This is a genomic window from Vibrio sp. YT-15, from assembly GCF_033337445.1.
GTDB classification, from domain to species: Bacteria; Pseudomonadota; Gammaproteobacteria; order Enterobacterales; family Vibrionaceae; genus Vibrio; species Vibrio alginolyticus.
On the sequence record NZ_JAWOQR010000023.1, the window covers coordinates 37,852 to 50,657 of the forward strand.

Annotated in this window: 13 protein-coding genes and 1 tRNA gene; 6 read left to right on the forward strand and 8 right to left on the reverse strand. The window is 44.9% G+C overall.

The genetic code is table 11. From position 1 onward, the window contains the following. Positions 1 to 15: 15 nt before the first annotated feature. The 8 genes from ybaK to hemA all read right to left on the reverse strand — a co-directional run bounded on the left by ybaK (position 16) and on the right by hemA (position 7,871). On the reverse strand, positions 16 to 489 hold the full coding sequence (gene ybaK, locus R7D93_RS23725; protein WP_213868997.1) for a Cys-tRNA(Pro) deacylase: 474 nt from the start codon (positions 487 to 489) through the stop codon (positions 16 to 18). 102 nt (positions 490 to 591) lie between these two features. Continuing rightward, complete coding sequence (gene ushA, locus R7D93_RS23730) at positions 592 to 2,274, reverse strand: bifunctional UDP-sugar hydrolase/5'-nucleotidase UshA (RefSeq protein WP_213868998.1); 1,683 nt, start codon at positions 2,272 to 2,274, stop codon at positions 592 to 594. Positions 2,275 to 2,494: 220 nt separating this feature from the next. Then, a complete protein-coding gene (gene kdsA, locus R7D93_RS23735; protein WP_005384095.1) occupies positions 2,495 to 3,346 on the reverse strand; it encodes a 3-deoxy-8-phosphooctulonate synthase in 852 nt (283 codons plus the stop codon). A gap of 53 nt (positions 3,347 to 3,399) precedes the next feature. Next, positions 3,400 to 4,209 carry a SirB1 family protein gene (locus tag R7D93_RS23740; RefSeq protein ID WP_005384098.1) on the reverse strand — a complete coding sequence of 270 codons (810 nt, stop codon included), beginning with the start codon at positions 4,207 to 4,209 and terminating at the stop codon, positions 3,400 to 3,402. A 5-nt stretch (positions 4,210 to 4,214) separates the two neighbouring features. Then, complete coding sequence (locus tag R7D93_RS23745; RefSeq protein ID WP_005382225.1) at positions 4,215 to 4,598, reverse strand: SirB2 family protein; 384 nt, start codon at positions 4,596 to 4,598, stop codon at positions 4,215 to 4,217. Between the two features lie 40 nt (positions 4,599 to 4,638). Continuing rightward, complete coding sequence (prmC, locus tag R7D93_RS23750; RefSeq protein WP_213868999.1) at positions 4,639 to 5,493, reverse strand: peptide chain release factor N(5)-glutamine methyltransferase; 855 nt, start codon at positions 5,491 to 5,493, stop codon at positions 4,639 to 4,641. 3 nt (positions 5,494 to 5,496) lie between these two features. Then, positions 5,497 to 6,585, reverse strand: coding sequence for a peptide chain release factor 1 (gene prfA, locus R7D93_RS23755; RefSeq protein ID WP_213869000.1), 1,089 nt, complete (start codon positions 6,583 to 6,585; stop codon positions 5,497 to 5,499). Positions 6,586 to 6,614: 29 nt separating this feature from the next. Continuing rightward, positions 6,615 to 7,871, reverse strand: coding sequence for a glutamyl-tRNA reductase (gene hemA / locus R7D93_RS23760; RefSeq protein WP_005384104.1), 1,257 nt, complete (start codon positions 7,869 to 7,871; stop codon positions 6,615 to 6,617). Positions 7,872 to 8,005: 134 nt separating this feature from the next. On the opposite strand from hemA, the gene lolB reads away from it, so the two are divergent. The 6 genes from lolB (at position 8,006) to R7D93_RS23790 (ending at position 12,690) form a co-directional block, all read left to right on the forward strand. Further along, the gene (lolB, locus tag R7D93_RS23765; protein ID WP_005384106.1) at positions 8,006 to 8,644 is read left to right on the forward strand and encodes a lipoprotein insertase outer membrane protein LolB; all 639 of its coding nucleotides are present in this window, start codon (positions 8,006 to 8,008) and stop codon (positions 8,642 to 8,644) included. Then, positions 8,641 to 9,513, forward strand: a complete 873-nt coding sequence (ispE, locus tag R7D93_RS23770) for a 4-(cytidine 5'-diphospho)-2-C-methyl-D-erythritol kinase (protein WP_213869001.1) — start codon at positions 8,641 to 8,643, stop codon at positions 9,511 to 9,513. The genes lolB and ispE overlap by 4 nt, the downstream gene beginning before the upstream one ends. Before the next feature lie 27 nt (positions 9,514 to 9,540). Further along, positions 9,541 to 10,485, forward strand: a complete 945-nt coding sequence (locus tag R7D93_RS23775; protein WP_005393176.1) for a ribose-phosphate pyrophosphokinase — start codon at positions 9,541 to 9,543, stop codon at positions 10,483 to 10,485. A 151-nt stretch (positions 10,486 to 10,636) separates the two neighbouring features. Further along, the gene (gene pth / locus R7D93_RS23780) at positions 10,637 to 11,227 is read left to right on the forward strand and encodes an aminoacyl-tRNA hydrolase (RefSeq protein WP_005384112.1); all 591 of its coding nucleotides are present in this window, start codon (positions 10,637 to 10,639) and stop codon (positions 11,225 to 11,227) included. Between the two features lie 10 nt (positions 11,228 to 11,237). Further along, positions 11,238 to 12,329 carry a redox-regulated ATPase YchF gene (ychF, locus tag R7D93_RS23785; protein WP_005393178.1) on the forward strand — a complete coding sequence of 364 codons (1,092 nt, stop codon included), beginning with the start codon at positions 11,238 to 11,240 and terminating at the stop codon, positions 12,327 to 12,329. 284 nt (positions 12,330 to 12,613) lie between these two features. Further along, positions 12,614 to 12,690 (forward strand) — tRNA-Met (locus R7D93_RS23790). Positions 12,691 to 12,806: the final 116 nt, after the last annotated feature.

The following is a 12,806-nucleotide window of genomic DNA, read 5'->3' on the forward strand; positions in this document are numbered from 1 at the left end:
TTATTTGTCATGAGTTTACAAACAAAGAGGTGCAAACTGACCGCGAGTTAAGCTCAGCAAATCTCTCGGGGCTAACTCAATTTCTAAACCACGTTTACCAGCACTCACACAGATTGTGTCTTGCTCTAATGCGCTTTCGTGCAAAAAAGTAGGTAAGGCTTTCTTCTGCCCTAGTGGGCTAATTCCACCAACGACATAACCTGTGGTCTTTTGCGCGATTTCCGGATCAGCCATATCGGCCTTTTTGCCCTTCGCTGCTTTCGCCGCCAGTTTTAGGTTCAGCTTTTGATCAACAGGGATAATCGCAACCGCAAGGTTCTTTGACTCCCCGTTCAAGCAGAACAGCAAGGTTTTAAATACTGTTTTCGGATCCTGTCCTAGCACTTCAGCAGCTTCTAAACCATAACTATCGGCTCTAGGATCGTGCTCATATTGATGGATGGTGTGTGGAATTTTTTTCTTTTTCGCAAGATTAATGGCCGGAGTCATCAAGATTCTCCTCATAAAAACAAAAAGCGCAGATTGAATTGGATCTGCGCTTTTAGTTAATGATATCAGCGAGTTTGAGTCAATCGCTTTTTCTCTGTTGGGTTACTGATCAATCGCCGTATCAACTAAATACGTGATTTCACCTGAAGGGGCATACTCATTAACATCAATAGGGCTGTGTGTTTCTAAATAATCCTTCAAAACTTCAGCATCGGTAAAACCTGTATTTACATACCCTGAATGATCGTCGATTTTAGGGTAACCATCACCACCAGCAGCATTGTAGCTTGGTACGGTAAAGCGGTAATTACCATCTAAGCGAAGTTGCTTATTACCAATAAACACATTGGTTACCTCACCATTATTGATACTCATCGCAATGCCGGCAAACTGTGCATAAGCACCAGAGTCAACAGGCTTAGTTGCAACGACATTTAGATAATCTAATACCTCTTTACCCGTCATATCAACGTAAGAAACCATATTGCCAAATGGCTGAACAGTGAGCACGTCTTTATAAGTAATATCACCCGCAGCAATCGAATCTCGAACACCACCAGAATTCATTACGGCGAAATCTGCTTTCGCACGTTCCATGTGAGCCGTTGCAATTAATCGACCTAAGTTTGTTTGCTGGTAACGAACCACATTGCGGTCACCCTCAAGCTTACCGTTAGATTCTGCAATCTTCACGTTTAGTTTGCCCTGACCTTTTTCTTGATAAGGACGAAGAAACTCAAGCATCATTTCGTCTTGTTTAATCTCATCTTGGATCAAGACTCGTTGCGACTGACCATCAACTTTAACTTTCTTTTTCAAGTTTACAGGGATTAGATCGTAGCTCACCATCGAGAGTTCGCCATTACGAAACTCGTAATCGGCGCGTCCCACATATTTCCCCCACTCATGTGCCTGAACAATAAAGGTACCATTTTGTTTATCGGGCTGACATTCATCACCTGGTTTAAAGTTCTTTTTGATAACGTTTGGACCTTCCATGCACACAGGTTCTTGTGAGTGTCCTCCAACGATCATGTCGAGATCGCCGTCATTCAAATAACGAGCTAACGCCACATCGCCAGGAGCATTGATGCCTCTATTACCATTTTCATAGTGTCCCATATGCGTGACAGCAAAAATCAGATCTGGATACTCTGTCTCTTTCAGTTCTGCAATCAACTTCTTGGCTTCTTCTTTTGGGTCACGGAAGTCAATTTGTTCAATGAACTCAGGGTTGCCAAGTTTCGCTGTGTCTTCGGTTGTAAGACCAATGACCGCAATTTTAATGCCCTGCTTGTTAAACATCGCGTATGGTTGGAATAAACGCTTGCCAGTATTTTTATCGTAAATATTGGCAGACAACATCGGAAAGTTTGCCCACTCTTGCTGCTTGAATAGCACGTCCAATGGATTATCAAACTCATGATTACCTAGAGCCATCGCATCGTAACCAATTTTGCTCATGCCTTTAAAATCCGGCTCGGCATCTTGTAAATCAGACTCAGGTACTCCTGTGTTGATGTCACCACCAGAAAGCAGTAACACGCTGCCCCCCTCATCCTGTATTTCTTCGCGCAAATCATCGATTAACGTTTTACGCGCCGCCATGCCATATTCACCGTATCGATTTTGCCAAAAGCGACCATGATGATCGTTAGTGTGCAACACGGTCAATTTATAGGTTGTATCGGCATTCCATTCTGGTGCAGGTTGCGTAGCACACCCAGCTAACGAGGCCAAGATAGCGGCACTCAAAACAGTTTTGATCATCAGACGCTGATTCATTTATTTACCTTTTTCTTATTGGGATTACTGACGCACATTTTAAGCATTCGATCTATTTGAAAACCACGTGCACCCTAACACATTGATTTAATAATTATGATGCATTGTTTAGCAATAACAAATTCATCAGTAACAAGTTTGAGAATTTACAGTTTTTCAGATAAAAAAATAGCCAACACTCGGTTGGCTATAGTATTTGTTACCACCAGTCATCTGGCGTTTACTTGATATCGATATCTGCAAAGCTCTTGATTAGATCATCAAGCGATTTCATTTGTGCTAAGAATGGCTCTAACTTGTCTAGAGGCAGTGCAGATGGGCCATCACAACGCGCTTGGTCTGGGTTTGGGTGCGCTTCGATAAATAGACCTGCGATGCCTGTCGCTAGACCCGCTTTTGCAAGCTCAACTGTCTGCTCACGACGGCCGCCAGATGCTGCGCCTGATGGGTCACGCATTTGTAGTGAGTGCGTTACGTCAAAGATGATTGGGCTACCTTTTGAAGCATTTTTCATCACACCAAAACCAAGCATATCTACAACTAGGTTATCGTAACCGTGGCAAGAACCGCGCTCACATAGGATGATCTTGTCGTTACCGCATTCTGCGAACTTCTCAACGATGTTACCCACTTGACCAGGGCTCATAAATTGAGGTTTCTTCACGTTGATAACCGCACCTGTTTTAGCCATAGCTTCAACAAGGTCAGTTTGACGAGCTAGGAATGCAGGAAGCTGAATAACGTCTACCACGTCAGCGACAGGTTGAGCTTGCGCTTCAGTGTGAACGTCCGTGATGATCTTTACACCAAAAGTGTCTTTCAGCTCCTGAAAGATTTTCATACCTTCTTCCAGACCTGGACCACGGTATGAATGAACAGAACTGCGGTTTGCTTTGTCAAACGACGCCTTAAATACGTAAGGAATACCAAGTTTTTCCGTTACTTTTACGTAGTGCTCACAGATCTGCATCGCAAGATCACGAGACTCAAGAACGTTCATACCTGCAAATAGGGTGAATGGCTTGTCGTTAGCAACCTGAATGTCGCCGATATTAACGATTTTCTGTTCCATTTTGATTCTCTTTTTCTGTCCACGATACGCCACCGTTCGGCACATCGATAAAATTAGTGAAGTGTGACGTGCGTTTCACTCATCACATTAACTTGTGATTTTAGTAGCTCGGAAGCCGGATCGTCAGGGCATTGGTCAATAAAGTACTGAAAATCTGATACCGCTACTTGAGGGCACTCTAGCTGTTGGAAAATAAAACCACGGTCACGAATTTCGTATGGGTCATCTGGCACAAATGTTAGAGCAAGATTTGTACAACGTAATGCCAGCGTATAATGCTCTTCACGCAACATCGCACTTTTAATCAACGCCAACCAGCGACCAATAATTGTTGGGTTGTCAGCTTCCTCAAAATGTTCAGGCTTTAGCTGAGCTAGCGGTCCTTCTTGGCCAATAAGCCAAGCTTGAAGAATCCTTTCACCTACATACTCACCATTAAATGGGTTGATGTAGTCTGGCTTCTTATGCATCCAGTCGACTTTTAACAGGAACTGAGTAGGGAAAGTAACTCCCTTCAACGGGAACCCCAGCTTTTTGCCTAGGTATAACAAAATCGAACCTAAGCTCACAGGAATACCTTTTCTGCGCTCCAACACTTTATCGATGAAGCTGTTGTCCGAAATAAAGTATTCCTGCTCGTCGCCTTTAAACCCCCACTCGTGGAAAAACAGTCGTAGGAATGCATCAAATCGTTGCTCTTCATCGGTTTCATGAACAAGCGTGGCTTCTGCATCTTTGTAAAGACGCTCTAACTCTTGTTTCGCCCAATGTACTTTGGTTTCTGGGTTAATCGCTTTGTTTAGCTCAAGCGCACCTTCCACCAACGGTATATTGTCAAAATCTTCGTCAAAAAACTCTAACATGACGTCTATCCAAATAACGTAGGGCTCTTAGACACAGCAATGTTTGCAGCCATGACCAACCAACCTAATGCGCCGAAAAAGCCAAATATCTTCAGTAGGTTGTTTTTCGCAAGTTTCAATGAGAAGAATCCAAGCGCAATGTACGCCAGTACGCAGGTGATTTTGTTTGTTAACCACGGTGCGGCATCGGTAAACGGGATGAAACCAGTAATGAAAATAAGCGCGATACCTGACACTAGCAATGCAGTATCAACGATGTGGGGAAACACTTTCAAAAAGCGATTATTTCGCTTCGGTGAGTTCATCATCATTAACACGAATCGGATCGATAGTAGCGTCGCACTGAGAGCGATCGTCACTAAGTGTATGTGTTTTAGAGCTACGTACATTTTTCTTCTCTTTTTAGTTAGTGTTTGCTGACTTCCATGATTAACTGGCCAGACAACCAAGCGTTACTCGATCGTTACCGCCATAATCTTTTTCCGTAGCGACCTGTTGGTAACCAAAGCCACGCATTATCTCACGCACCGCCTCACCTTGATCATAACCATGTTCGAAAGCAAGCCACCCACCCTCTTGCAAATATTGACGCGCAAGATCAGAGATATGACGAATATCCGCGAGACCATTCTCATCGGCAACCAACGCCGATTTTGGTTCAAAACGCACATCTCCTTGAGAGAGGTGTGGGTCTTTTTCGTCGATGTACGGTGGGTTGGAGACAATTAAAGCAAACTTTGTTCCGCTGGCAATAGGTTCGAACCAACTACCTTGATCAAACGTCACATTTTTGATGTTTAATTGCGACGCATTGTGCTCAGCCAGCTCTTTCGCCTCTTGCTTAAGATCGATGCCCATCACTTGGCGATTTGGCATCTCAGACGCCAATGCTAAAGCTATCGCGCCAGTTCCTGTGCCAAGGTCTAAGATCGGTCCCGTTTGTCCGAAAGTCTTATCTAATGCGACTTCAACCAAACGTTCAGTATCTGGTCTTGGGATCAATGTGGATGGCGAGACTTTAAGAGGTAACGACCAAAACTCACGTTCACCAATGATGTAAGCCACCGGCTCACCAGCGATGCGTCGTGCTAATAGTGCATCAAACTGAGCTTGTTGCTCGGTTTCTAATGCTCTTTCTGGCCAGGTCAGTAGGTAGGTTCTTGGTTTGCCAAGGACATGGCAAAGAAGGACAGCTGCATCGAGAGAAGGCGACTCTTTGCCGCCTTCTGTCAGAATTGCCGTCGCACTTTTCAGTGCTTGCTCAATAGATTGAACTTGGCTCATCGATTAGCCGTTCTCAGCTAGCGCCGCTAGTTGGTCTGCTTGGTGCTCTTGAACTACTGGATCGATCAGGCTTTGTAGATCACCTTCCATCACTTCGTTCAAACGGTAGATGGTTAGGTTGATACGGTGATCAGAAACACGACCTTGTGGGTAGTTGTAAGTACGGATACGGTCACTACGGTCACCAGAACCTAGTAGGTTACGACGTGTGTCAGATACTTCTGCCGCACGACGCTCTTGCTCCGCTTGAACGATACGAGCAGCAAGAACCGCCATTGCTTTCGCTTTGTTCTTGTGCTGTGAACGCTCATCCTGACACTCTACTACCGTACCCGTTGGTAAGTGGGTAATACGGATTGCAGAATCCGTGGTGTTAACGTGCTGACCACCTGCGCCAGATGCACGGAACGTATCGATTTTCAGGTCTGCTGCTTTGATTTCTGGCAGATCCGCTTCAGGGATTTCCGCCATTACTGCTACTGTACAAGCAGAAGTATGCACACGGCCTTGAGATTCAGTTGCAGGAACACGCTGTACACGGTGACCGCCTGACTCAAATTTCAACACGCCGTATGCACCGTCGCCGCTTACTTTCGCGATCATCTCTTTGTAACCACCGTGCTCTGCCTCGTTAGAAGACATGACTTCGATGCGCCAGCCACGCTTTTCTGCGTACTTGCTGTACATACGGAATAGATCACCCGCGAAAATGCCCGCTTCGTCGCCACCCGCACCTGCACGAATTTCTAGGAAACAGTTACGATCATCGTTCGGATCTTTTGGCAGAAGAAGAATCTGTAACTCATCAGTAAGACGCTCAATCGTCGCTTTCGCTTCTTTGATTTCTTCTTGCGCCATTTCACGCATTTCTTCGTCGTCTTCGTTTGCCATCTCTTCAGCGGCGACAAGATCTTCTTGTGCTTGTTGATAAGCTTGGAAGCACTTGGTTACTTCTTCTAGCTGAGAGTACTCTCTTGATAGAGCACGGAATTTGTCCTGATTTCCAATTACATCAGGATCACCAAGAAGATGTTGAACTTCTTCGTAACGTTCTACTAGCGTTTCTAGCTTAGTCAGAATAGAGGCTTTCATAGTGTCGTTTTCTTAATAAAAAGCGTGAGTTATAGATCATCCAAGCCAAGTGTTTGGCGGATAATCGTTAATTTTGCTGGTTCGCCTTGCTCAGCTGCACTTTGCAATGCGCGAGTTGGAGCGTGAATCAGTTTGTTGGTGAGTTTATTACTCAGCTCGCGCAGCACTTTCTCCGGATCTGCGCCTGCCGCTAAAGATTGCAAACTTTTGCTCAGTAACTCTTCACGAATTTCGTTGGCTGATTTGCGATAGTCGCGAATACTATCGACGGCTTGCAGTGAACGCAACCATGTCATAAATGCAGCGCTTTCTTCACTAACAATCGCTTCAGCTTGAATCGCTTCGACTTTACGCTGCTCAATGTTGCTGTCGATGATAGATTGCAAGTCATCAACAGAATACAGATATGCGTCGTTCAGTTCACCGACTTCCGACTCTACATCTCGCGGCACCGCAATATCGACTAACAAGATAGGTTGATGTCGGCGCTGCTTTAGAGCTGTTTCGACCATACCTTTGCCAATAATAGGCAATGGGCTCGCCGTTGAGCTAATCACAATGTCCGCTTTCGCCAAATGTTCAGGAATTTCGTTCAAACTGATCACTTCTGCGCCAAATTGGTCCGCTAAGCCTTGCGCGCGCTCTTTAGTGCGGTTCGCGACAATCATTTTTGTGCAACCGTTGGACGCTAAATGCTTCGCGACCAATTCAATCGTCTCACCCGCACCAACTAAAAGCACGGTTGAATCTGATAACGACTCAAAAATATGTTTTGCCAGTGTACATGCCGCATAAGCCACGGACACGGCATTACCACCAATATCTGTCTCTGTTCTCACCCGTTTGGCGACTGAGAACGTCTTTTGAAACAGTTTATCAATCGAGGCATCGACAGCTTGATGATCTCGCGAGTCAGAAAATGCTTGCTTTACCTGCCCCAGAATTTGAGGCTCACCCAACACCAGAGAGTCAAGACCGCACGATACGCGCATCAAATGCTTTATTGCAGCTTGTTCTTCATGAACATACAAACTCGGCATTAAATCTTCGCGGCTCACTTGATGAAATTGAGCAAGCCAATCGATCAACTTGTTTCGCGCTCCTTGCTTAACATCGCAGTACAACTCAGTTCGGTTACAGGTTGAAACAATCACACTGCCGTTAACTGCTTCGTGCTCTCTAAGTTGCTCGAGTGCAGGGCCGAGTTTATCCGGACCAAACGCCACCTTCTCTCGCAAGTCGACAGACGCTGTATTGTGATTAATTCCAATAGCAAGCAAGGACATCTAACGTGGTATCTCTGGGATAGGTTATAAAATAGGTCCAGAATTTTACTGTAAGCACGCATTTATTGAAAGGGTAAGCCGGATTTGTTTTCCTAAGTGCGACTTTTCAATGCTATAGTTGTGAGCGATTCCCGATGAAACTGATTAATAAGCCATCAAACATGACGTTACGCTCCTTTATTCTTTTTTTCTTGTCGAGCTTACTGCTCGCTGGTTGTTCGTCCGTTCCTGAAAGTGTTACCAGCGTTGAATGGCAAGCTCATGAGCAGCGACTCGAAACCATCCAAGATTTTCAAGCAACGGGGAAACTTGGTTATATTGGCCCAGACCAAAGACAAAATTTAAACTTCTACTGGAAACATTCTTCAACACTAAGCCAGTTGCGTTTAACAACGATTCTCGGACAAACGGCATTAAAGCTCACCATCACCCCACAAGGCGCCACAGTAGAAACTTACGACGATCAGGTCCTTTCTTCTCGCAGTGCTAACCAGCTGATTTACCGTCTTACAGGGTTGATGATGCCCGTCGATCACATGCCTGACTGGCTATTAGGTCTACCGACCGATGCCGACAAATTCCAACTGTCTCCAACCAATACACTGCAAGCGTTAAACAAACAAATTGGTTTAAATGATTGGAGTATTGCATATCAAAGATATGGCGACGTTCAATGGCATGAACAGTCTCTCCCTCTGCCAAATAAGCTGAAACTCACCACAGCTGATGTCAAAATAAATCTAGTGATCACAAAATGGAACATCACCCAATGATTGAACTTTCAACACGCTGGCCATCACCAGCGAAATTGAATCTCTTTCTATATATCAACGGCCGTACAGAGAATGGCTACCACGAGTTACAAACGTTATTCCAATTCGTCGATCACGGCGATGAGCTCACCATTCAAGCGAACCATTCTGGTGATATTACGATTTCTCCAGAGATAGAAGGTGTGCCTCTTCAAGACAATTTAATTTGGAAAGCAGCAACCGCGCTTCAAACTTACTCAAACTGCCCTTTTGGCGCGCATATTGAGCTACAGAAAGTGCTGCCTATGGGTGGAGGCATTGGTGGGGGCTCATCGAATGCAGCTACAGCATTAGTGGCACTGAATTACTTATGGCAACTGAATCTAACTGACGACGAACTGGCTGAAATAGGTTTAAAACTAGGCGCAGACGTGCCCGTATTTGTGCGCGGATTTGCAGCTTTTGCTGAAGGTGTTGGTGAAAAACTCTCTCCTGCTTATCCCGAAGAAAAATGGTATTTAGTCGTCAGACCGAATGTATCTATCGCAACCGTCGACGTTTTTTGTCATCCAGATCTGACGCGAAACACCCCAAAACGAGATCTAGAAACACTTTTAAATACGCCAAGCGTAAACGATTGCGAAAAAATTGTACGAATGCTCTACCCAGAGGTTGATAAGCAACTTTCTTGGCTGCTACAATACGCGCCGTCAAGATTGACGGGGACAGGATCTTGCGTTTTTGCTGAATTTTCGAGCAAATCTGAAGCAGAAACTATCCTTGCACAACTCTCTGATAAAGTCTCGGCATTTGTCGCTCAAGGGCGCAATATTTCGCCATTAAAAGAGACTTTGGCTGAATACCAATCAGCCTCACACCGACCTATTTAAACTGGACGCAAACCCGAGGTTTCCACCGTGCCTGATATGAAGCTATTTGCTGGTAACGCAACACCTGAACTAGCCCAACGTATTGCTGATCGTCTTTACATCTCTCTTGGTGATGCATCTGTTTCTCGCTTTTCTGATGGCGAAGTTGCAGTTCAAATCAATGAGAATGTTCGTGGTAGCGATGTTTTCATCATTCAATCCACTTGTGCACCGACTAACGACAACCTAATGGAATTGGTTGTTATGATTGATGCAATGCGCCGTGCTTCAGCAGGCCGTATCACTGCAGTTATCCCTTACTTCGGCTACGCTCGCCAAGACCGTCGTGTACGTTCTGCGCGTGTGCCAATTACTGCAAAAGTTGTTGCTGATTTCCTATCTAACGTTGGTGTTGACCGCGTTCTAACTATCGACCTACACGCAGAGCAAATTCAAGGCTTCTTCGATGTACCTGTAGACAACATCTTCGGCACGCCAGTGCTACTTGAAGATATGCAGGCTCGCGGTCTAGATAACCCTGTAGTGGTATCTCCTGACCTAGGTGGCGTTGTTCGTGCTCGTGCAACAGCAAAAGCACTAGGCGACATCGACATCGCAATCGTAGATAAGCGTCGTCCACGTGCAAACGTTTCTGAAGTAATGAACCTAATCGGTGATGTTGAAGGTCGTGACTGTGTGATCGTTGATGACATGATCGACACAGGTGGCACACTATGTAAAGCAGCTGAAGCACTAAAAGAGCGCGGTGCTAAGCGTGTATTCGCTTACGCTACTCACGCAGTATTCTCAGGCAACGCTGCGGATAACATCAAGAACTCAGTTCTTGACCAAGTTATCGTAACTGACTCTATCTCTCTGTCTAAAGAGATGGCTGCAACAGGTAAAGTGACAACACTAAGCCTATCTCGCATGCTAGCTGAAGCGATTCGTCGTATCAGCAACGAAGAGTCAATCTCTGCAATGTTCAACTAATACGAACATTTCAGTTACACTGATTTCAAAAGCACCCCTCTTTGGGGTGTTTTTTTATTTGTACTGATAACTAGAAAATCCCTTGGTCGCCCACCGCGAGTTTTCTGTGCTATCATACTGCGCTTTTTGAGATTCCAGAGAGATCCTAACCTTGAGTCAACAAATCAAACTTCTTGTTGGTCTTGCTAATCCAGGACCAGAATACGCCAGAACTCGTCACAATGCGGGCGCTTGGGTTGTAGAAGAATTAGCACGCGTTCACAACGTTACACTGAAGAACGAACCAAAGTTTTTTGGTCTAACAGGACGCATTATGGTCAATGGCCAGGATCTCCGTTTGCTTATCCCAACCACCTTCATGAATCTATCAGGTAAATCGATCGCAGCGCTTGCGAAATTTTATCAAATTAAACCTGAAGAGATCATGGTTGCTCATGACGAGCTAGACTTACCGCCAGGTGTCGCTAAGTTTAAAAAAGGTGGGGGGCACGGTGGACACAACGGTCTGCGTGACACCATTAGCAAACTGGGCAATAACAAAGATTTTTATCGTCTTCGTATTGGCATTGGTCATCCGGGACACAAAGATAAAGTGGCGGGTTTTGTATTAGGTAAAGCGCCAGCTAAAGAGCAAGAGCTTTTAGATGCAGCAGCTGATGAGGCTGTTCGTTGTCTAGATATCCTGATTAAGGATGGCCTATCTAAAGCACAAAATCGCCTCCACACGTTCAAAGCTGAATAAGGTTACTATCATGGGTTTTAAATGTGGCATCGTTGGTCTACCTAACGTAGGTAAATCAACTCTGTTCAACGCACTAACTAAAGCGGGTATCGAAGCAGCAAACTTCCCGTTCTGTACCATTGAACCAAACACTGGTGTGGTTCCTGTGCCAGATCTACGTCTAGACGCACTAGCTAAGATCGTTAACCCACAGAGAGTTCTTCCAACGACGATGGAGTTCGTGGACATCGCTGGTCTTGTTGCTGGTGCATCACGTGGTGAAGGTTTAGGTAACAAATTCCTAGCTAACATCCGTGAAACAGACGCGATTGGCCACGTTGTACGTTGTTTTGAAAACGAAAACATTGTTCATGTTTCAGGTAAAGTTTCACCTATCGAAGATATCGAAGTGATCAACCTCGAACTTGCAATGGCTGACCTAGATTCTTGTGAGCGAGCGATTCAACGTAACGCGAAGAAGGCAAAAGGCGGCGATAAAGACGCAAAATTTGAACTAACCGTACTAGAAAAACTGTTACCAGTACTAACTGAAGGCGGCATGGCACGCACAGTTGAGCTATCTAAAGAAGAGTTAGCAGCAATCGGCTACCTAAACTTCCTAACACTGAAGCCAACTATGTACATTGCAAACGTAAACGAAGATGGCTTCGAAAATAATCCATATCTAGATGCGGTTCGTGAGTTCGCAGAAAAAGAAAACAATGTCGTTGTACCTGTATGTGCAGCTATCGAATCTGAACTATCTGAACTAGAAGATGAAGATCGCGAAGAATTCCTAGCAGATATGGGGATCGAAGAGCCGGGTCTGAACCGTGTAATTCGCTCTGGTTACGAACTACTGACTCTACACACCTACTTCACAGCAGGTGTTAAAGAAGTACGTGCTTGGACAATCCCTGTTGGTGCAACTGCACCTCAGGCGGCAGGTAAGATCCACACTGACTTCGAGAAAGGCTTTATTCGTGCAGAAGTAGTCGGTTACGACGATTTCATCCAATTCAATGGTGAAAATGGCGCAAAAGACGCAGGTAAATGGCGTCTAGAAGGTAAAGACTACATCGTAAAAGATGGTGATGTTGTACACTTCCGCTTCAATGTTTAATTAAATGAATGAATTCTAAACACTTCATTTACACTAAAAGCCAGCTGTTAAGCTGGCTTTTTTAATACCTTAAGTAAATGAACAAAAATAAATTACGCAACTGCAAGCTAATTTATTTCCAGTTTTAGATCATAAACACGCCTCTTTGTTTAAAAAGGAAGCGAACGAGGCTTTTTCCGAAATTTATTAAAAAAAACTGTTGACGGATCTCACTCAACTTCGCATAATGCGCGCCGTTCCCAACGACAAGGCAACAAAGCGTTGAGAACAAAAAATATGGTTTTGGCTACGTAGCTCAGCTGGTTAGAGCACATCACTCATAATGATGGGGTCACAGGTTCGAATCCCGTCGTAGCCACCATTCCTAAATGTTCTTTTTATCAGAGCAGTTAGGAATAGATGCGGAAGTGGCGGAATTGGTAGACGCACCAGATTTAGGTTCTGGCGCCGCAAGGTGTGAGAGTTCAAGTCTCTCCT

Bases quoted from the DNA above. Each gene is read 5' to 3' on its own strand.
- R7D93_RS23745 (WP_005382225.1), bottom strand. From the start codon at position 4,598: ATGTACGTAGCTCTAAAACACATACACTTAGTGACGATCGCTCTCAGT.
- hemA (WP_005384104.1), bottom strand. From the start codon at position 7,871: ATGTCCTTGCTTGCTATTGGAATTAATCACAATACAGCGTCTGTCGAC.
- prmC (WP_213868999.1), bottom strand. From the start codon at position 5,493: ATGAGCCAAGTTCAATCTATTGAGCAAGCACTGAAAAGTGCGACGGCA.
- R7D93_RS23740 (WP_005384098.1), bottom strand. From the start codon at position 4,209: ATGTTAGAGTTTTTTGACGAAGATTTTGACAATATACCGTTGGTGGAA.
- ybaK (WP_213868997.1), bottom strand. From the start codon at position 489: ATGACTCCGGCCATTAATCTTGCGAAAAAGAAAAAAATTCCACACACC.
- kdsA (WP_005384095.1), bottom strand. From the start codon at position 3,346: ATGGAACAGAAAATCGTTAATATCGGCGACATTCAGGTTGCTAACGAC.
- ychF (WP_005393178.1), top strand. From the start codon at position 11,238: ATGGGTTTTAAATGTGGCATCGTTGGTCTACCTAACGTAGGTAAATCA.
- lolB (WP_005384106.1), top strand. From the start codon at position 8,006: ATGAAACTGATTAATAAGCCATCAAACATGACGTTACGCTCCTTTATT.
- prfA (WP_213869000.1), bottom strand. From the start codon at position 6,585: ATGAAAGCCTCTATTCTGACTAAGCTAGAAACGCTAGTAGAACGTTAC.
- ispE (WP_213869001.1), top strand. From the start codon at position 8,641: ATGATTGAACTTTCAACACGCTGGCCATCACCAGCGAAATTGAATCTC.
- ushA (WP_213868998.1), bottom strand. From the start codon at position 2,274: ATGAATCAGCGTCTGATGATCAAAACTGTTTTGAGTGCCGCTATCTTG.